This window comes from Streptomyces cadmiisoli (genome assembly GCF_003261055.1).
Lineage (GTDB): Bacteria > Actinomycetota > Actinomycetes > Streptomycetales > Streptomycetaceae > Streptomyces > Streptomyces cadmiisoli.
The window spans coordinates 7,474,630-7,492,549 of the sequence record NZ_CP030073.1; the positions used below are offsets into that span (position 1 = coordinate 7,474,630).

The window sequence follows — 17,920 nt, forward strand, 5'->3', positions numbered from 1 at the left end:
CGGCCGGCGGGCCCGGCGAGGGAGGCGCACCGTCTCGCCGGCGCGGTTCTGCACGGGCGTGCCGGCGCGGAAGAGAACCTGGGTGAACCGGTCGCGAGGGGCCGGATGCCGGCCGTCGTGCCGTTCAGCGCCGCGGCCCGGGTTCGTTCCTCGGGGCCATTTCCGGGATCGGTGAGGAATTCCTTCGCACGCGCGACATCACAGATGCGCCGGTGCCCGGTTCCGCCGCCGGCGATCGTGCGGAACACCGATTTCCCCACCCTGCGCAGGAAAACGCAAATAGCCATCACCGCTCCCCCCGGCGGTTCCCCCGACGCTTTTCATGCTACTGAAAGGAGACGCCCGGAAAGGGAGGTCAGCGGCTGCGTGCGTTCAGTGAGGCCAAATAGGCGTTGTATGCCTCGAGTTCCTTGTCGCCGTCCCGGTCGGCGGCCCGGTCCAGGCGCTTTGCCTGGCGCTGATCGGAGCTGTACCACTGGAACATCAGGGCGATCAGCACCAGCACGGACGGGATCTCGCTGAACGCCCAGGCGATGCCGCCGGCGGCGTTCTGGTCGGCGAGGGCGTCGATGCCGAGGGAGGCGGGGGGATCGCTGTAGGTGCCGATCATCGGGCCGGACGCCATCATCAGGGCGATGCCGAAGAAAGCGTGGAACGGCATGCCCGCGAACAGCTCCAGCATCCGCATCAGATATCCCGGCCGGTGCGGTCCCGGGTCCACACCCATGATCGGCCAGAAGAACACCAGGCCGACGGCGAGGAAGTGCACCATCATCGAGGTGTGCCCGACCTTGGACTCCATCAGGAAGTCGAACAGCGGGGTGAAGTACAGCCCGTAGAGGCTGGCGATGAACAGCGGGATCGTGAACACCGGGTGGGTGACGATCCGCATGTACCGGCTGTGCAGCACGGCCAGCAGCAGCTCGCGCGGCCCCTTGCGACCGCGGCCGGCCGGCGGCAGCGCGCGCAGCGCGAGCGTGATCGGGGCGCCCAGCAGGATCATGATCGGGGACAGCATGCTGATCACCATGTGCTGGACCATGTGCACGCTGAACATGACCATCCCGTAGTCGTTCAGCCTGGTGCACATCATCAGCCCGATGCTCAGCACGCCGGCGGCGAAGGAGACCGTGCGGCCCACCGGCCACTTGTCGCCGCGCCGCACCAGCCGGACCACGCCCCACCCGTACAGCGCGAGCGCCAGCAGACAGGCGATGAGGAAGAACGGGTCCGCCGACCACTGAAGACCTCGTCCCAGCGTGAACGGCGGCAGATCCATCGTCATGCCGTGCCCGCTGTGATCCATCCGCCGGCTCCTGATTCGTGGGGGTTGCGCACTGTCCGACCACAGCTGTCTGCCGACAGCTGTTTGTCCGCACCAGAGTAGAACCGCCCCCGGCCGCTGCTGCGACCGGGGGCGGTGGAGGAGCCTGTACCGCTACACCACGCACTCCGCCTCGGCGTAGCGGTCCCCGGGAACGGTCTTCAGCGTCTCCACGGCCTCGGCCAGCGACACCATCACGATGTCCGTGCCGCGCAGCGCGGTCATCTTGCCGAACTCGCCCCGGTGGGCGGCCTCGACGGCGTGCCAGCCGAAACGGGTCGCCAGCACACGGTCGTACGCGGTCGGCGTCCCCCCGCGCTGCACATGCCCGAGGATGACCGGCCGGGCCTCCTTGCCGAGCCGCTGCTCCAGCTCGACGGACAGCTGCCGGGCGACGCCGGCGAACCGCTCGTGCCCGTAGACGTCCTTGCCGCCCTCGTCGAAGGCCATGGTGCCGGGCTTCGGCTTGGCGCCCTCGGCGGCGACGACGATGGCGAACCGCTTCCCGGCCGCGAACCGCTCGCCGACCCGGGCGGTCAGCTCCTCGATGTCGAAGGGCCGTTCGGGGACGACCACGGCGTGGGCGCCGGCGGCCATGCCGGAGTGCAGCGCGATCCAGCCGGTGTGCCGCCCCATGACCTCCACGATCAGCACCCGCTGGTGCGACTCGGCCGTGGTCTTGAGACGGTCCAGCGCCTCCGTCGCGACGGTGACGGCGGTGTCGAAGCCGAACGTCACGTCCGTGACGGCGATGTCGTTGTCGATGGTCTTGGGCACGCCGACGATGGGCAGACCGCCGTCCGACAGCAGCCGGGCCGCCTTGAGCGTGCCCTCACCGCCGATCGGGATGATCGCGTCGAGGCCGAGCTCGGCGACATGGCCCTTCGCCCGCTCCACACCGTCCCGCAGATGCTCGGGGCGCACCCGTGAGGAGCCGAGGATGGTGCCGCCGCGGGCCAGGATGCCGCCCACCGCGTCGAGGTCGAGCTTGAGGTAGTCGCACTCCAGGAGACCCTTCCAGCCGTCCCGGAAGCCGATGACCTCGTCGCCGTGGTCGACCACGGCGCGGTGCACGACGGACCGGATGACGGCGTTCAGGCCGGGGCAGTCGCCACCGGACGTGAGGACACCAATGCGCATAGCCCGAATACCTTCTCAACGTGGGCCGGGGACCGGACCACGCTGTCCGGCTCGATCCCCGCCACCCTAGCGTCCACGGGGGGCGGGGCCGCACTGTACGTCCGCCAGCTGGACGTGCCCGCTCACCTGTGCGGATGGTGTGTCAGACGGGCTGTTTCCGGCCCGCCCGGCCGCGGGCCGCGGCGCGGCTCGTACGGCGCGGCCCGCCGCGCGGCCGCCGCGCCGCTCGAGCTACGCGGGCGCCTGCGCGGCCGCGATGCGCTCGTTGCGCAGCGCCTCGTACCAGTGGTCGTCGGTCGGCGGCAGCGCGTTGACGTCCAGCGCCAGCTTGAGCAGCAGGTCCGCGATCTGCGGGTTGCGGGCCAGCACGGGACCGTGCATGTACGTGCCGAAGACGGTGTCGTTGTACGCGCCCTCCGTGCCGTCGCCGGTGCCGTTGCCGTTGCCGAGGCGGACCTTGGCCAGGGGGCGGGCGGTGGGGCCCAGGTGGGTGACGCCCTGGTGGTTCTCGAAGCCGGTCAGCGGGGGCAGGCCGAGGCGCTGGTCGATGTCCGCGAGGACGTCGCCGACGCACCGCTCGCCCTCGCCGCGCACCGAGACCACGTCGAGCAGACCCAGACCGGCCTCGCGCTGTCCGAGGTCGTTGATGAACTCGTGGCCGAGGATCTGGTACCCGGCGCAGACGGAGAAGACGATCGCGCCGTTGCCCACCGCCCGGTGCAGACCCCCGTCGCGGCGCAGCCGCTCGGCGGCGAGCCGCTGCGGCCGGTCCTCGCCGCCGCCGATCAGGTAGATGTCGCCGGAGGTCGGGATCGGCTGGTCGCTTCGGACGTCGAGCCGGGCCACGTCCAGGCCGCGCTGCCGGGCGCGGCGCTCCACGACGAGCACGTTGCCCTGGTCGCCGTAGGTGCTGAGCAGGTCGGGATAGATCCAGACGACCCGCAGCTGGTTGTCGCTCATGAAGTCACTGTCCTTACGAGTACGTCAGTTGCCGACGCGGCGGCGCAGGTCCTGGAAGGCGGTGTAGTTGGCGATGACCTCGATGCGGCCCGGCGGAGCGGCCTGCACGGCTTCGTCGAGGTTCTCGCAGACCTGGAACTGCTGGTTCGCCACCTCCAGCCGCACCGCGAGGTCCAGCCGGCGGTCGCCGAGGACGAAGATCGGGTGACCGGTCAGGCGCGTGTAGTCGACGTCCCACAGCCAGGACGTGTCGGTGCCGTCGGCGCCGCGCGCGTTCACGGACAGGATCACCGGGGTCGGCGGCGGGTCGATGAGCGAGAACGTCTCCAGCCAGCCGGCCGGGTTCTTGGCGAGCAGCAGCCGCAGATCGCGCTGCATGAACTGCACGACGTCGTAGCGGCCGGCCACCGCCTGGACGTGGTACATGCGCTCCAGGGCGACCTGCGGCGGCACGCCGAACACGGCGGCGACGGCGGCGGAGGAGGCGGCGTTGGCCTTGTTCGCGCGGCCCGGCAGCTGGAGGTGGATGGGCCACGCGGAGCCGTGCGGGTCGAGGACGTGGTCGCCGGACAGGGCCCAGCTCGGGGTGGGCCGGCGGAATCCGCACTCGCCGCAGAACCAGTCGTCCCCGGGGCGCTGCATCACACCGCCGCAGGACGGGCAGGACCAGGCGTCGTCCTTCCACATCTGGCCGGCTGCGACCCAGATCACATTGGGGGAGGAGGACGCGGCCCACACCACCAGCGGGTCGTCGGCGTTGGCGACGATGACGGCCTTGGAGCCGGACAGGCCCTCCCGCCAGTTCTCGGCGAGCATCCGGGTCTCGGCGGCGCGGTCGAGCTGGTCGCGGGAGAGGTTGAGCAGGGCGATGCACTTCGGGTCGGTGTCCCGGGCGACCCCGGCGAGGTACTTCTCGTCGACCTCGATGACGCCGTAGCGCGCCTCCGAGCTGCCCGCGAGCGCCGAGGTGATGCCGGCCGGCATGTTGGCGCCGAGGGCGTTGGACACGACCGGGCCGGCGGCGCGCAGGGCCTCGGCGATCAGTCGGGTCGTGGTGGTCTTGCCGTTGGTCGCCGAGACCAGGACGACGTCCAGGTTCTGGGCGAGCCGGGCGAGGAGGTCGGGATCGAGTTTGAGGGCCACCCGGCCACCGATCACCGAACCGCTGCCGCGTCCCGCGGCGCGCGATGCCGCTGCGACTGCCTTGCCCGCGGTCACGGCCAGCTTGGCCCGCGGCGTGAGCGGGTCCGAGTTGCCTGCCATCAGATCTCGATCCTCCTTGCGTACGCGCCGCGCCGTAGCATCCGGCAACGTGGTGAGGCCTCAGCCTATCGAGATCCACTCACGTGCCCGAATCGCGGCACGGTCACGATCCCCGGGGGCGCGGATCGCCCCGGCGAGGACCGTACCCTTGCCGCCATGCGACACGGCTCCATCCCGGGCGCCCGCGGGCGTGTCCGGCCCCTCACGCTGCTCGGCGACCCCGTCCTTCACACACCCTGCACGGATGTCACCGATTTCGGCCCCGAACTCTCCCGCCTTGTGGAGGACTTGTTCGCGACGATGTACGCCGCGCAGGGCGTCGGCCTGGCCGCGAACCAGGTGGGCGAGCCGCTCCGGGTGTTCGTCTACGACTGCCCGGACGACGATGATGTTCGTCACCTCGGCCATGTGGTGAATCCCCGGCTGGTCGAGACGGACGGGGTGGTGCTCCGCGGTCCGGAGGGCTGTCTGTCCCTCCCGGGTCTGGAGGCGGGCACCGAACGTCACGACCATGCGGTCGTCGAGGGGTTCACGGTGACGGGTGAGCCCGTCACGGTCCACGGCACGGGCTTCTTCGCCAGGTGCCTCCAGCACGAGTGCGACCACCTGGACGGAACGGTGTACGCGGACCGTGTGACGGGCCGGCGGCACCGGCGGCTGATGCGCCAGGTGCGCCGGGCGTCCTGGCACAAGTGAGGCGAACCCGCCCACGCGGACGCCGTGACCCGGAGCCGGGAGCCGGGAGCCGGGAGCCGTCCGCCGCGCGGGCCCGACCGCCGTCCGCCGCGCGAACGGCGGAGGGTCGTCAGAAGCCCGGTCCGCCGATCCGGTCGCCGGCCGCGGCCAGCCGCCCCCACAGCAGATCGGCCAGGCTCCGCACCAACTCGGCGCGGGTGCAGGGGCGTTCCCCCAGCCACCAGTCGCCTGCGGCGTGCATCATGCCGACGATCCCGTGGCCCCACACGCGGGCGAGCTGCTGACTGCCCGGCCCGAGGTCCAGCCGTTCCTCGATGACCTGGGCCAGCTCCTCTCCCATGCGCCGCAGCAGCGGCGCCGAGTGCTTGCCGACGTCGAACTCCTGCTCGCTCTGCGACCCCTCCGCGGGATGCATCAGGAACCGGTAGACCTGCGGACGCGCCTCGATCGCCGCGAGGTAGGTGTCCAGCGTGGCCTCGACCCGCTCCCGCCGGTCGGCCGGCGCGTCCAGCGCCGCCCGCAGGGAGTCCAGCAGCGCGTCGGTGTGCCGCATGGCCAGCGCCGCGTACAAGCCGCCCTTGTCGCCGAAGTGGCGATAGAGGATCGGCTTGGTGATGCCCGCCTCCGCCGCGATGGCGTTCATCGAGGCCTTCGGACCGTCGCGCAGCACCACTCGGTCGGCGGCCTCCAGCAGCTCGCGCCGTCGGCGGTCGGCGGACCGCTGCTGCTCGGTCCGCTGCGTGGTGTCCATGAGCTCTCCCCACCCGTGCTGAATCGGTGACGCCTGCGCAAACTAACACTCAACTCACCCTGCATCTCGAACGGGCTGCCGGGGGATCCTTGTGAGTTGACTTTTCCTACCCAGCGGTAACAGACTTCGGTTACCGCTAGTAACATGCTTGTGCGCCACCTGGAGGGGACATGGCCGAGTTCACCATGGAGCTCAACGACGAACAGAAGGAGGTGCGGGACTGGCTGCACGGCTTCGCCGCCGATGTCATCCGTCCCGCCGCCGCCGAATGGGACGAGCGTGAGGAGACTCCCTGGCCGGTCATCCAGGAGGCCGCGAAGGTCGGCATCTACTCCCTCGACTTCTACGCCCAGCAGTACTTCGACGCCACGGGTCTCGGTATCCCGATGGCGATGGAGGAGCTGTTCTGGGGCGACGCCGGCATCGCGCTGTCGATCGTCGGTACCGGCCTCGCCGCGGTGGGCGTGCTCGCCAACGGCACCGAGGAGCAGATCGGCACCTGGATCCCCCAGATGTACGGCGATGCCAACGATGTCAAGCTGGCCGCCTTCTGCTCCTCCGAGCCCGACGCCGGTTCCGACGTGGCATCCATGCGCACGCGTGCCGTGTACGACGAGGCCAAGGACGAGTGGGTGCTCGACGGCACCAAGACCTGGGCGACCAACGGCGGCATCGCCAATGTCCATGTCGTCGTCGCGGTGGTCGACCCCGAGCTGGGCTCCAAGGGCCACGCCTCCTTCATCGTGCCGCCGAACACCCCCGGACTGTCCCAGGGCCAGAAGTTCAAGAAGCACGGCATCCGCGCCTCGCACACCGCCGAGGTCGTCCTCGACGGCGTGCGCGTGCCCGGCTCCTGCCTGCTCGGTGGCAAGGCCAAGCTCGACGAGCGCCTGGCCCGCGCCCGTGAGACCGCCCGGAAGGGCGGCGAGCGGGTGAAGAACGCCGCGATGGCCACCTTCGAGGCGAGCCGCCCGGCGGTCGGCGCGATGGCGGTGGGCACGGCGAGGGCGGCGTTCGAGGTGGCGCTGGACTACGCGACGACCCGCGAGCAGTTCGGCCGTCCGATCATCGACAACCAGGGTGTGGCCTTCCAGCTCGCCGACATGCGCACCGCCATCGACGCGGCCCGTCTGCTGGTCTGGCGGGCCTCCTGGATGGCCGTCGACGGCAAGCCGTTCACGGCGGCCGAGGGCTCCATGTCCAAGCTCTTCGCCAGTGAGACGGCCAAGAAGGTCACCGCGCAGGCCGTCCAGATCCTCGGCGGCAACGGGTACACGCGGGAGTACCCGGTGGAGCGCATGCACAGGGACGCCGCGATCTACACGATCTTCGAGGGCACCAGTGAGATCCAGCGGCTGGTGATCGCGCGGACGCTGTCGGGGATGCCGATCCGCTGAGCGCGGGCGTTCGGCGCGCGGTTCCCCTCCGAACCGGTCACCGCTTCGCGGCCGGGGGCGCGGAACCGCGCGAACCGCCACGACCGTCCCGCACGCACCACGCACCACGCACCACGCGACCCCGGTGCCGGGCGCGAGCGGGCCTAGGAACCGGCCCCGCTGCTGTGCGCGATGCAGGCCACGTCGATCCGGTCGGCCAGCTTCGCCAGCTCGATGGTCAGCGCGGCGACCGTGTCCTCGTCGAGCCCTTCCTGCCCGGCCTCCACCAGATGCAGCCAGCGTCCGCCCACCGTGCGCAGCAGCTTGCTCACGTCGGACGCGGCCACCTGCAAGGTACCGCGGTCGTCGACGATCAGAGGCAGAGTCACTTCGCGGTTCACAAAGGGGATCGTAACCGCGGAAGGCTCACGCTCCGTGCCATACGGTCGTGATGTTGCAGAACTCGCGGATTCCGTGCCCGGACAGCTCACGCCCGTAGCCGGACCGCTTGACGCCGCCGAACGGGAACGCCGGATGGGAGGCCGTCATCCCGTTGAAGAACACGCTGCCGGCCTCCAGATCCCGTACGAAGCGGTCCGTCTCGGCCTCGTCGCGCGTCCAGACGTTGGAACTCAGCCCGAACGGGGAGTCGTTGGCGATCAGCACCGCCTCGTCCAGATCGCCCGCCCGGTACAGCGTGGCGACCGGTCCGAACGCCTCCTCGCGGTGGATGCGCATCTCGCGGGTGATGCCGGCGAGCACGGTGGGCGGGTAGTACCAGCCGTCGCCCGCGGGCCGCTCGCCGCCGCACAGCACCGCGGCTCCGGAGCGCTTCGCGTCGTCCACCAGCTCTTCCAGATCGGCCCGGCCCTGCTCGGTGGAGAGCGGTCCGACGTCCGTCTCCTCCTCCATGGGGTCGCCGACCCGCAGCGCCCTCATGCCCTCGGTGAAGCGCTCGGCGAAGGCGTCGTAGACGTCGGTGTGCACGATGAACCGCTTGGCGGCGATGCACGACTGCCCGTTGTTCTGCACCCGCGCCGTGACGGCGACCCGGGCCGCCCGGTCGATGTCCGCCGACGGCATGACGACGAACGGGTCGCTGCCGCCCAGCTCCAGCACCGTCTTCTTGATCATCTCCCCGGAGGTGGCGGCGACCGCGCGCCCGGCCGGCTCGCTGCCGGTGAGGGTGGCCGCCCTGACACGTTCGTCGCGCAGGATCTCGTCGACCGCCGAGGAGCCGATGAGCAGGGTCTGGAAACAGCCCTCGGTGTAACCCGCCCGGTGGAAGAGGTCCTCCAGGTAGAGGGCCGTCTGCGGGACGTTGGAGGAGTGCTTGAGCAGGCCCACGTTGCCCGCCATCAGCGCGGGGGCGGCGAAGCGCATCACCTGCCACAGCGGGAAGTTCCACGGCATCACCGCGAGCACCGGGCCGAGCGGGCGGTAGCGCACCCGGACCCGGGAGGCGCCCGAGTCCTTCACGTCCGCCGCGGCCGGCTCCTCGTCGGCGAGCAGTTCCTCGGCGTGCTCGGCGTACCAGCGCATGGCCTTGGCGCACTTGGCGGCCTCCGCGCGCGCCTGCTTGATCGGCTTGCCCATCTCGGTGGTCATCACGCGGGCGATGTCCTGCTGGTCCTCGTCCAGGAGGTTCGCGGCCTGGAGCAGCAGCCGCGCCCGGTCGACGAAGCCGCTCAGCCGGTACGTGCGGAAGGTGGCCTCGGCGAGCTGGATCCGGCGCTCGATCTCCTCGGCGCCCATGGCCTCGTACGTCTTGAGCGTCTCGCCGTTCGCCGGATTCACCGTTGCGATGGGCATGACCGACCTCCTGGGGAGCGACTGTGCTTCGACCTTCCCGCGCGCCGGACGGGAGCGCAACGTATGCACCTCCCTTCAGGCCGAGTGCTCCGCCAGGCGGTCGAGAAACGCGGACTGGGCCTTGACGATCACCTCGCGGGCCGCGTCCAGACCGAACCACTCCACCCGGTCCAGCTCGGGGAACTCCTGTGTACGTCCCGACTTCGGCGGCCACTGCATCGTGAAGGTGCCGGGGACGACTTCGGCCGGGTCGAGGTCGGCCTCCACCGCCCAGACCGTGACGATCTTGCCGCCGCTCTGCCGGACCTCCCCGAGGGGGACCGCCTCGCCGTCCGGCGGCGCCAGTCCGAGCTCCTCCCGGAACTCCCGGCGGGCCGCCTCCCAGGCGGGCTCGTCCTCCTCGTACTCACCCTTGGGCACGGTCCACGCGCCGGCGTCGCGGCGGGCGAAGAAGGGGCCGCCCATGTGCCCGAGCAGCACCTCCAGCCCCGGTTCGGTACGCCGGAACAGCAGCAGGCCGGCGCTCCGCTTCGGCCGGGAGGTCACGGTGCCACCTCCGGGTGCGCGGCCAGCAGCGTCTCCACGGTGTCCGCGTCCTCGGGGCGCTTGTCCTCGCGGTAGCGGACCACACGGGCGAAGCGCAGGGTGACGCCCGCCGGGTATCGGGTGGATCTCTGGAGCCCGTCGTAGGCGATCTCGACGACGAGTTCGGGGCGGACGGTCACGACATGGCCGGAATCCTCCACGGCCAGTTCCTTCAGCCGTTCGGTCTGCCAGGTCAGCATCGCGTCGGTCATCCCCTTGAAGGTCTTGCCGAGCATCGCGAAGCCGCCGTCCGCGGTGCGGGCGCCCAGATGCAGATTGGACAGCCTGCCCGTCCGCCGGCCGTGGCCCCACTCGGCGGCCAGCACCACCAGGTCGAGGGTGTGGACCGGCTTCACCTTCAGCCAGGACGCACCGCGCCGGCCCGCGCTGTAGGGCGCGTCGAGCGCCTTGACCACCACGCCCTCATGGCCCCGGCGGAGCGTTTCGGCGAGGAATTCCTCCGCGCGGGGCATGTCGTCGGGGCCGGACGCCAGGACGCGCCGGACCCGCATCGGCTCGGGGACCAGGCGGGCCAGCTCCGCGTGCCGGTCGGTGAACGGCAGGTCGAGCAGGTCGCGGCCGTCGACGGACAGCGCGTCGAAGAACACGGGGGCGACGGGCACCGCCTCGGCGGCCGTGGCGACGTCGACCCGGGACCCGACCCGGCTCGCCGTCTCCTGGAAGGAGCGCGGCCGTCCGGCCGCGTCGAAGGCGATCACCTCCCCGTCCAGGACGAACCGTTCGCCGCGCAGCTCCCGCGCGGCGGCGGTCAGCTCGGGCAGCCGGTCGGTGATCTCGTCGAGCGTACGGGTGTACAGGCGCACGTCGCCGCCGTCGCGGTGGACCTGGACGCGGATACCGTCCAGCTTCTCCTCCACCGCGCAGGACCCCAGTCTGCCGACCGCGTCGGCGACGGAGGACGCGGTGTGCGCCAGCATCGGCAGGATCGGCCGTCCGACGGTGAGCCGGAACCGCTCCAGCGCGCCGGGACCCTCCGCGAGCAGCGCCTGCGCCACCGCCTGCAACGACCCGGCCAGCATCACCGCGCGCCGGACGTCCGCGGGCGGCGCCCCGGTCGCCCCGGCCAGCCCTTCCACCGCGATGGCGTCCAGGGCCCCCTGCCGGACCTCACCGGTGATCAGCCCGAACAGGAACCGCTGCTCCTCCTCGGTCGCCGCGCCCATCAACTCGGCGACCAGACGGGCCCGTTCCGCCTGCGAGCCGGTGCCGGCGACCTTGCCGATCCCGGTGAGCCGGGCGTCCACCTCCCGCACGGTCAGCGAGGGCCGCGCGGCCGGCGGGACCCGGCTGCTCAGCACCTTCCACCCGATGCCGAGCCGTCCCTGCGGCAGTCTGCCGGCGAGATAGGGGATGACGATCGGCACGTCGTCCGCCTCCGCGTCCCGGAACAGCCCGGCGAGCAGGGCGATCTTGCGGGACCGCGCCGAGGTGGCGGCCACGTCCCGGGACACGTCGGCGAGCCGGGTCAGCAACATGCAGCCATGGTGCATCGCGGCGGGCGCGGCTACACCCGTACCGCCGCGTCGAGGTCCGTCATCACCAGCTCACCGTTGATCGCGGCGGCGGCGCGGTGCCCACCGCCGGCCGCGTTCACGACCTGCTCGGCGAAGCCCATCGCGTTGCCCGCGGCCCATACGCCCGCCACGGTGGTGCGGCCGGTCGCGTCGACCACGGGATAGGCGCCGAAGGGCGTCTCGTGCAGCTCGGCGCCCAGCCGCTTCAGCAGCCCGGTCCGCGGCACGGCGCGGGGTGCGACGAACAGCACCGAGCGGTCGTGCGTCCGGCCGTCGGCCAGCCGGACACCGGTGAGGCGGTCGTCCTGCACCACCAGTCCGGCCACCTCGCCGGGCACCACGTCGACCCCGGCCGCGGCCAGTCGGCGCAGGTCCTCGTCGGTCAGTTCGGATGCGGCGACCTCGTGCAGGAAGAAGGTCACGTCCTTGGACCACTGGGTGACGAGCAGTGCCTGGTGCACACCGAGGGCGCTGGTCGCGAGCACGCCGAACGGCTGGTCGCGGACCTCCCAGCCGTGGCAGTACGGACAGTGCAGCACGTCCCGCCCGAACCGCTCGGCGACTCCGGGAACCGCCGGCAGTTCGTCCGCGAGTCCGGTGGCGACGACGAGCCGCCGGGCCCGGACGCTCCGCCCGCTCGCCAGCTCGACGGTGAAGTCCTGCCGCCCGGTGACGTTCTCGCCCCCGGTGATGTCGACGGCACGGTCCCGGACGAGCTCCACCCCGTACCGCGCGATCTCCTCCCGGCCGACGGCCAGGAACTCGGCGGGCGACATGCCGTCCCGTGACAGATAGCCCTGCATGTGGGCCGCGGGTGCGTTGCGCGGCTCCCCGGCGTCGACGACCAGGGTGCGGCGCCTGGCCCGGCCCAGCACCAGCGCGGCGGACAGGCCCGCCGTGCCGCCGCCGACGACGACCACTTCGTATGTCTCGGTCATGGTGACCACCTCCACGGAAGACGGTCGCGCCACCGCTGCCGGATTGACAAATGCCTTTGCCGAAACTGCAATGGCAGCATGAGTACCGACGAGGTTCTGGCGGGTGTGGGTCCGAGGTTGCGGCAGATGCGCAAGGAGCGGGAGGTGACGCTCTCCGGCCTGTCCGAGGCCACCGGCATCTCGGTGAGCACGCTCTCCCGGCTGGAGTCCGGCCTGCGCAAGCCCAGCCTGGAGCTGCTGCTGCCGATCGCGCAGGCCCACCAGGTGCCGCTGGACGAGCTGGTCGGCGCGCCGCCGGTCGGCGACCCCCGGGTGCGGGCCAAGCCGATCGAGATGAACGGCCGCACCCACTGGCCGCTCACCCGTCAGCCCGGCGGGCTCCAGGCCTTCAAGGTCCTCGAACCGCAGCGCAGGCTCGAACCCGAGCCGCGCACCCACGAGGGGTACGAGTGGCTGTACGTGCTCTCCGGGCGGCTGCGCCTCGTGCTGGGCGAGCACGACGTGGTGCTCACGGCGGGCGAGGCGGCCGAGTTCGACACGCGCGTGCCGCACTGGTTCGGATCGACGGGGGAGGGGCCGGTGGAGTTCCTGAGCCTGTTCGGACCACAGGGCGAGCGCATGCATGTACGGGCTCGGCCCAAGCGGCCGTGAGGTGTGCGGGGCTGAGGTGCCGGACGCGTGGGGTGAGCGGCGGTGAGGCGGCCGGGGCCGACGCGGTCGGCCGGTGACGCCGGGATGCGCGGCGCGGTTCCGGCGGGCGGTGCGCGGGAGCCGCCGCGCTCCCGTGCCGTGCCGCGCGAGACTGTTCCCTGAACAGCAAGCGACCGCTTAGTATGCGGTGGACCCCGGTCAGACGACGCAGTCCCGTGGAGGCCCCGCATGCAGGCATGGCAGGTGCACGAGAACGGCGAGCCGAGTGAGGTGATGCGCCTCGCGGACGTGGCGCCGCCCACGCCCGGCGACGGCCAGGTCCTGCTGAAGGTGCGGGCCGCCAACATCAACTTTCCCGACGCCCTGATGTGCCGGGGCCAGTACCAGGTCCGGCCCCCGCTGCCGTTCACACCCGGCGTGGAGGTGTGCGGCGAGACCGAGGACGGACGCCGCGTCATCGCCAACCCGGCGCTGCCCCACGGCGGTTTCGCCGAGTACGCCGTCGCGGACGCCGCCGCGCTGCTGCCCGCGCCCGAGGCGCTGGACGACGCCGAGGCCGCGGCCCTGCACATCGGTTACCAGACGGGCTGGTTCGGCCTGCACCGGCGGGCCCGGCTGGAGGCGGGCGAGACCCTGCTCGTCCACGCCGCCGCGGGAGGGGTCGGCAGCGCGGCCGTACAGCTCGGCAAAGCGGCCGGCGCGACCGTCATCGGCGTCGTGGGCGGCGCCGAGAAGGCCGCCGTCGCCCGGGAACTCGGCTGCGACACCGTGATCGACCGGCACGAGGCCGACGTCGTCGCCGCCGTGAAGGAGGCCACCGGTGGCCGGGGCGCCGACGTGATCTACGACCCCGTAGGCGGCGCGGCCCACACCCAGTCCGCCAAGGCGGTCGCCTTCGAGGGCCGGATCGTGGTGGTCGGTTTCGCCAGCGGGTCCATTCCCAGCCCGGCGCTGAACCACGCCCTGGTGAAGAACTACTCGATCCTGGGCCTGCACTGGGGCCTGTACAACACCAAGAACCCCAAGCTCGTCCTGCACTGCCACGAGCAGCTCACCGAACTGGCCGCCCGGGGCGCCGTCAAGCCACTGGTCAGCGAGCGTGTTCCGCTCGCCGGGGCCGCCGACGCCGTGCAGCGCGTGGCGGACGGGGTCACCACCGGCCGGATCGCCGTGCTGCCCCGGAACGGAGCCGCCGCATGACCGACGCAGCCGAACTGCGCCGCCTCACCCGGGAGTTGCTGGCGGCGCACCCGCCCGCCACGACCGGCCGGCCGGACTTCCTCAAGGCCCGCTTCGACGCCGGCCTCGCCTGGGTGCACTACCCCGAAGGGCTCGGCGGCCTCGGCGCCCCGCGCTCCCTCCAGGCCGTGGTGGACGCCGAGCTGGAGGCCGCGGGCGCACCCGACAACGACCCGCGGCGGATCGGCATCGGCCTCGGCATGGCCGCGCCGACGATCCTGCGCTACGGCACCGAGGAGCAGAAGCAGCGGTTCCTGCGCCCGCTGTGGGTGGGCGAGGAGGTCTGGTGCCAGCTGTTCAGCGAGCCGGGCGCCGGCTCCGACCTGGCCGCGCTCGGCACCCGGGCCGTCCGTGACGGCGGGGACGCCTCCGGCCCGAACGGGGACGGTGCCTGGGTGGTGAACGGGCAGAAGGTGTGGACCTCCAGCGCCCACGTCGCCCGCTGGGCCATCCTCATCGCCCGCACCGATCCGGACGTGCCCAAGCACCAGGGCATCACGTACTTCGTCTGCGACATGACCGACCCCGGCGTCGAGGTGCGGCCACTGCGCCAGATCACCGGCGAGGCCGAGTTCAACGAGGTCTTCCTCACCGACGTCCGCATCCCCGACACACGACGCCTCGGCGAGGTCGGCGACGGCTGGCGGGTCGCGCGGACGACCCTGATGAACGAGCGGGTCTCCATCGGCGGCATGCGGCTGCCCCGCGAGGGCGGCATGATCGGACCGGTCGCCAGGACCTGGCGCGAGCGCCCCGAACTGCGCACCCACGACCTCCACCAGCGGCTGCTGAAGCTGTGGGTCGAGGCCGAGGTCGCCCGACTCACCGGTGAACGGCTGCGCCAGCAGCTCGTCGCGGGCCAGCCCGGCCCCGAGGGGTCCGGCATGAAGCTCTCCTTCGCCCGCCTCAACCAGGAGATCAGCGGCCTGGAGGTCGAACTCCGCGGCGCGGAAGGGCTGTTGTACGACGACTGGACGATGCGCCGGCCCGAACTGGTGGACTTCACCGGCCGGGACGCCGGCTACCGCTACCTCCGCTCCAAGGGCAACAGCATCGAGGGCGGGACCAGCGAGGTCCTCCTCAACATCGTCGCCGAACGCGTCCTGGGCCTGCCCCCCGAGCCGCGCACCGACAAGGACGTCGCCTGGAAGGACCTGGCCCGATGACCGACCTGCTGTACTCGGAGGAGGAACAGGCGCTGCGCGCGGCCGTCCGGGACCTGCTCACCGACCACTGCGACGTCTCCGCGGTGATCGCCCGCGGTGAGTCGGACACCCCGCACGACCTGGCACTGTGGAAGTCGCTCGCGGACGGCATGGGGCTCGCCGGCCTCCTGGTCCCCGAGGAGCGGGGCGGGCAGGGCGCCACGCACCGCGAAGCCGCCGTCGTGCTGGAGGAACTGGGCCGCGCCGTCGCCCCGGTGCCGTATCTGACCAGTGCCGTGGTCGCCACCGAGGCACTGCTGGCCTGTGACGGCGAGGAGTCCGCCGACCTGCTCGTCCGGCTGGCCTCCGCCCGTGCGATCGGCGTCCTCGCCGTCGCGCTGCATCTCGCTCCGGGTGCCGCCTTCACCGCCGTACGGCACGAGGACGGCCGGCTGTACGGAGAGCTGACCGGTGTCGCCGACGCCGCGGCGGCCGACGTCCTGCTGGTGCCGTCGGACGACGGCGGACTCTTCGCCGTGGACCCGGACGCGGTCACCGTCGTGCCGCAGGTGTCGCTGGACCTGACCCGCCCCGTGGCACGGGTGGTCCTCGACGGCGCGCCGGGCCGCCGGCTGGGCGACGCGGACCCGGCCGTACGGCGGGCGCTGCGTGCCGCCGCCGGACTGCTCGCCTCCGAGCAACTGGGTATCGCCGAGTGGTCGTTGACCGAGACCGTCCGCCATCTCAAGGAGCGCAAGCAGTTCAACCGCCCCGTCGGCGGCTTCCAGGCGCTCAAGCACCGGCTCGCCCAGCTGTGGCTGGAGGTCGTCAACCTGCGGGCCGCGGCGCGCGGCGCGGCGGACGCGCTGGCGACCGGTGAGGACGTCGACGTGGCGGTCGCGGTCGCCCAGGCCTACGCCGCCTCCGTGGCGGTCCGCGCGGCGGAGGAGGCGGTGCAACTGCACGGCGGTATCGGGATGACCTGGGAACACCCGGCTCATCTCTATCTCAAGCGGGCCAAGGCGGACTCCATCGCGTACGGCACCGCGGGCGCGCACCGTGGCGCGCTGGCCGAACTGGTGGACCTTCAAGCCCCCTGACGTACACCTGGAGAAGCGGGGCCGGCACCCGCGGGAACCCCGGGGAAAGCCCGTCCCACCTGGGGCGGGCTTTCCGGTGCGCGCGGGCGCGCGGAAGTGAACGGATGGCGGCCGTCCGGCCAACTCCGCGACCGCACCTGCCGGTTGGGCGGACCGGGACCGCATACTCGCTGAGGTTCCCTCACGCCCCTCAGGAGACAGCGCATGGCCCTCACGACACGTCGCAGAGCCCTCACCACCCTCGGCGCCGCCCTCGCGGGCGCGGTCGCCCTGCCCGGCGCGAGCGCGCTGGCCGCCGAACGCGGCCGCGGCTCCCGCCCCCGTCCGCTGTGGCGCGCGCACGCGCACAACGACTACGAACACCCCCGCCCGCTGCTCGACGCCCTCGACCACCGCTTCGGCAGCGTCGAAGCCGACATCTTCCTCGTCGGGGACCAGCTCCTCGTCGCCCACGACGCGGCGGACCTCGACCCCGCCCGCACCCTCGAGTCGCTCTACCTCGCCCCCCTCGCCGCCCGGGTCAGGGCCAACCGGGGCTCGGTGTACCGCGGTCAGCGCGGCTCCCTCCAACTGCTCATCGACATCAAGACCGAGGGCTCCTCGACGTACCTCGAACTCGACCGCCACCTGCGCCGCTACAAGCACCTGTTCACGACCTGGTCGCACGGCCGGGTCCACCCCGGACCGGTCACCGCTGTCATCTCCGGCGACCGTGCGGCCCGCGTCCCCATGGAGGCGCAGAAGGTGCGCCGCGCCTTCTACGACGGCCGGCTCGCCGACCTCGGCAGCTCCGCTCCCGCCTCGTTCATCCCGCTCATCAGCGACAACTGGACGCTGAACTTCACCTGGCGGGGAGAGGGCGCCTTCCCCGACGCCGAGCGGCAGAAGCTGCACACCATCATGCGGTCGGCGCACTCGCGCGGGCAGAAGGTGCGGTTCTGGGCCACTCCTGACCTCGCGGGCCCCGCCCGGGACGCCCTGTGGACCGAGCTGCTCGCCGCCGACGTCGACTTCGTCAACACCGACGACCTGCCGGGCCTGCAGGCCTTCCTGGACTCCCACCGCCGGGCCTAGCGCCTGTGTCTGTGAGACGACTCTGACACCACTCGTTCGGGGGACAGGTCAGCCGCCCGGACGAACCCTCCGCTACGTCACACTTGCGCCCGAACGCCGCGCAGTGGACGTGGCGGAGGAGGTTGACGATGGCCGTTTCCATCTCTGTGGTGCTGCTGCTTCTGATCCTGGCGGTGATCTTCCTGCGCAACGGCGGGCTGAAGCCCACCCACGCGGTGGTCTGCCTGCTGCTCGGCTTCTACCTGGCGAGTTCGAGCATCGCCCCCACCATCCACAGCGGCCTCACGGCGACGGCCGACATCGTCAGCAGCCTGAGACCGTGAGGCCGCCG

The 17,920-nt window shown here is 72.0% G+C and carries 18 protein-coding genes; 8 read left to right on the plus strand and 10 right to left on the minus strand.

Annotated features, from left to right (window positions below):
- Positions 1-355 precede the first annotated feature (355 nt).
- The 4 genes from DN051_RS32960 to DN051_RS32975 all read right to left on the minus strand — a co-directional run bounded on the left by DN051_RS32960 (position 356) and on the right by DN051_RS32975 (position 4,687).
- On the minus strand, positions 356-1,306 hold the full coding sequence (locus tag DN051_RS32960; RefSeq protein WP_053757617.1) for a cytochrome c oxidase assembly protein: 951 nt from the start codon (positions 1,304-1,306) through the stop codon (positions 356-358).
- 132 nt (positions 1,307-1,438) lie between these two features.
- On the minus strand, positions 1,439-2,464 hold the full coding sequence (locus DN051_RS32965) for a 6-phosphofructokinase (RefSeq protein ID WP_053757616.1): 1,026 nt from the start codon (positions 2,462-2,464) through the stop codon (positions 1,439-1,441).
- A gap of 231 nt (positions 2,465-2,695) precedes the next feature.
- The gene (locus DN051_RS32970; RefSeq protein ID WP_053757615.1) at positions 2,696-3,424 is read right to left on the minus strand and encodes a type 1 glutamine amidotransferase; all 729 of its coding nucleotides are present in this window, start codon (positions 3,422-3,424) and stop codon (positions 2,696-2,698) included.
- A gap of 24 nt (positions 3,425-3,448) precedes the next feature.
- Positions 3,449-4,687, minus strand: a complete 1,239-nt coding sequence (locus tag DN051_RS32975) for a MurT ligase domain-containing protein (RefSeq protein WP_053757614.1) — start codon at positions 4,685-4,687, stop codon at positions 3,449-3,451.
- Between the two features lie 156 nt (positions 4,688-4,843).
- On the opposite strand from DN051_RS32975, the gene def reads away from it, so the two are divergent.
- Complete coding sequence (gene def / locus DN051_RS32980) at positions 4,844-5,383, plus strand: peptide deformylase (protein WP_053757613.1); 540 nt, start codon at positions 4,844-4,846, stop codon at positions 5,381-5,383.
- Positions 5,384-5,492: 109 nt separating this feature from the next.
- Here the strand turns inward: def and DN051_RS32985 are convergent, their stop codons facing one another.
- A complete protein-coding gene (locus tag DN051_RS32985) occupies positions 5,493-6,134 on the minus strand; it encodes a TetR/AcrR family transcriptional regulator (RefSeq protein ID WP_053757612.1) in 642 nt (213 codons plus the stop codon).
- Positions 6,135-6,304: 170 nt separating this feature from the next.
- Between DN051_RS32985 and DN051_RS32990 the strand changes: the two genes are divergently transcribed.
- Complete coding sequence (locus DN051_RS32990) at positions 6,305-7,531, plus strand: acyl-CoA dehydrogenase family protein (RefSeq protein WP_112440326.1); 1,227 nt, start codon at positions 6,305-6,307, stop codon at positions 7,529-7,531.
- Positions 7,532-7,674: 143 nt separating this feature from the next.
- On the opposite strand, the gene DN051_RS32995 is transcribed toward DN051_RS32990, so the two are convergent.
- The 5 genes from DN051_RS32995 to DN051_RS33015 all read right to left on the minus strand — a co-directional run bounded on the left by DN051_RS32995 (position 7,675) and on the right by DN051_RS33015 (position 12,380).
- Positions 7,675-7,911 carry a DUF6213 family protein gene (locus DN051_RS32995; protein ID WP_053757610.1) on the minus strand — a complete coding sequence of 79 codons (237 nt, stop codon included), beginning with the start codon at positions 7,909-7,911 and terminating at the stop codon, positions 7,675-7,677.
- Between the two features lie 25 nt (positions 7,912-7,936).
- On the minus strand, positions 7,937-9,322 hold the full coding sequence (locus DN051_RS33000; protein WP_112440328.1) for an NADP-dependent succinic semialdehyde dehydrogenase: 1,386 nt from the start codon (positions 9,320-9,322) through the stop codon (positions 7,937-7,939).
- A 75-nt stretch (positions 9,323-9,397) separates the two neighbouring features.
- Positions 9,398-9,868: an NUDIX hydrolase gene (locus DN051_RS33005; RefSeq protein ID WP_053757609.1), complete on the minus strand. Its 471-nt coding sequence runs from the start codon at positions 9,866-9,868 to the stop codon at positions 9,398-9,400.
- On the minus strand, positions 9,865-11,403 hold the full coding sequence (locus DN051_RS33010; RefSeq protein ID WP_053757608.1) for an ATP-dependent DNA ligase: 1,539 nt from the start codon (positions 11,401-11,403) through the stop codon (positions 9,865-9,867). Before DN051_RS33010 ends, DN051_RS33005 begins: the two co-directional genes overlap by 4 nt.
- 29 nt (positions 11,404-11,432) lie before the next feature.
- Positions 11,433-12,380, minus strand: a complete 948-nt coding sequence (locus tag DN051_RS33015; RefSeq protein WP_112442566.1) for an NAD(P)/FAD-dependent oxidoreductase — start codon at positions 12,378-12,380, stop codon at positions 11,433-11,435.
- Between the two features lie 78 nt (positions 12,381-12,458).
- On the opposite strand from DN051_RS33015, the gene DN051_RS33020 reads away from it, so the two are divergent.
- The 6 genes from DN051_RS33020 (at position 12,459) to DN051_RS33045 (ending at position 17,912) form a co-directional block, all read left to right on the plus strand.
- Positions 12,459-13,031 (plus strand): helix-turn-helix domain-containing protein, encoded by a 573-nt coding sequence (locus tag DN051_RS33020; protein WP_053757607.1) that lies wholly within the window; start codon positions 12,459-12,461, stop codon positions 13,029-13,031.
- Between the two features lie 228 nt (positions 13,032-13,259).
- Positions 13,260-14,231: an NADPH:quinone oxidoreductase family protein gene (locus DN051_RS33025; protein WP_112440329.1), complete on the plus strand. Its 972-nt coding sequence runs from the start codon at positions 13,260-13,262 to the stop codon at positions 14,229-14,231.
- Positions 14,228-15,436: an acyl-CoA dehydrogenase family protein gene (locus DN051_RS33030; protein ID WP_112440330.1), complete on the plus strand. Its 1,209-nt coding sequence runs from the start codon at positions 14,228-14,230 to the stop codon at positions 15,434-15,436. Before DN051_RS33025 ends, DN051_RS33030 begins: the two co-directional genes overlap by 4 nt.
- Positions 15,433-16,515, plus strand: coding sequence for an acyl-CoA dehydrogenase family protein (locus DN051_RS33035; protein ID WP_112440332.1), 1,083 nt, complete (start codon positions 15,433-15,435; stop codon positions 16,513-16,515). The genes DN051_RS33030 and DN051_RS33035 overlap by 4 nt, the downstream gene beginning before the upstream one ends.
- Positions 16,516-16,719: 204 nt before the next feature.
- Positions 16,720-17,589: a phosphatidylinositol-specific phospholipase C/glycerophosphodiester phosphodiesterase family protein gene (locus DN051_RS33040; RefSeq protein ID WP_112440334.1), complete on the plus strand. Its 870-nt coding sequence runs from the start codon at positions 16,720-16,722 to the stop codon at positions 17,587-17,589.
- 128 nt (positions 17,590-17,717) lie between these two features.
- Positions 17,718-17,912: a hypothetical protein gene (locus tag DN051_RS33045; protein ID WP_053757602.1), complete on the plus strand. Its 195-nt coding sequence runs from the start codon at positions 17,718-17,720 to the stop codon at positions 17,910-17,912.
- The last annotated feature ends 8 nt before the right edge of the window (positions 17,913-17,920 follow it).

Excerpts from the sequence above, each read along its gene's own strand:
- DN051_RS32960 (WP_053757617.1), bottom strand. The coding sequence starts at position 1,306 with ATGGATCACAGCGGGCACGGCATGACGATGGATCTGCCGCCGTTCACG.
- DN051_RS32965 (WP_053757616.1), bottom strand. The coding sequence starts at position 2,464 with ATGCGCATTGGTGTCCTCACGTCCGGTGGCGACTGCCCCGGCCTGAAC.
- DN051_RS32970 (WP_053757615.1), bottom strand. The coding sequence starts at position 3,424 with ATGAGCGACAACCAGCTGCGGGTCGTCTGGATCTATCCCGACCTGCTC.
- DN051_RS32975 (WP_053757614.1), bottom strand. The coding sequence starts at position 4,687 with ATGGCAGGCAACTCGGACCCGCTCACGCCGCGGGCCAAGCTGGCCGTG.
- def (WP_053757613.1), top strand. The coding sequence starts at position 4,844 with ATGCGACACGGCTCCATCCCGGGCGCCCGCGGGCGTGTCCGGCCCCTC.
- DN051_RS32985 (WP_053757612.1), bottom strand. The coding sequence starts at position 6,134 with ATGGACACCACGCAGCGGACCGAGCAGCAGCGGTCCGCCGACCGCCGA.
- DN051_RS32990 (WP_112440326.1), top strand. The coding sequence starts at position 6,305 with ATGGCCGAGTTCACCATGGAGCTCAACGACGAACAGAAGGAGGTGCGG.
- DN051_RS33000 (WP_112440328.1), bottom strand. The coding sequence starts at position 9,322 with ATGCCCATCGCAACGGTGAATCCGGCGAACGGCGAGACGCTCAAGACG.
- DN051_RS33010 (WP_053757608.1), bottom strand. The coding sequence starts at position 11,403 with ATGTTGCTGACCCGGCTCGCCGACGTGTCCCGGGACGTGGCCGCCACC.
- DN051_RS33015 (WP_112442566.1), bottom strand. The coding sequence starts at position 12,380 with ATGACCGAGACATACGAAGTGGTCGTCGTCGGCGGCGGCACGGCGGGC.
- DN051_RS33020 (WP_053757607.1), top strand. The coding sequence starts at position 12,459 with ATGAGTACCGACGAGGTTCTGGCGGGTGTGGGTCCGAGGTTGCGGCAG.
- DN051_RS33025 (WP_112440329.1), top strand. The coding sequence starts at position 13,260 with ATGCAGGCATGGCAGGTGCACGAGAACGGCGAGCCGAGTGAGGTGATG.
- DN051_RS33030 (WP_112440330.1), top strand. The coding sequence starts at position 14,228 with ATGACCGACGCAGCCGAACTGCGCCGCCTCACCCGGGAGTTGCTGGCG.
- DN051_RS33035 (WP_112440332.1), top strand. The coding sequence starts at position 15,433 with ATGACCGACCTGCTGTACTCGGAGGAGGAACAGGCGCTGCGCGCGGCC.
- DN051_RS33040 (WP_112440334.1), top strand. The coding sequence starts at position 16,720 with ATGGCCCTCACGACACGTCGCAGAGCCCTCACCACCCTCGGCGCCGCC.
- DN051_RS33045 (WP_053757602.1), top strand. The coding sequence starts at position 17,718 with ATGGCCGTTTCCATCTCTGTGGTGCTGCTGCTTCTGATCCTGGCGGTG.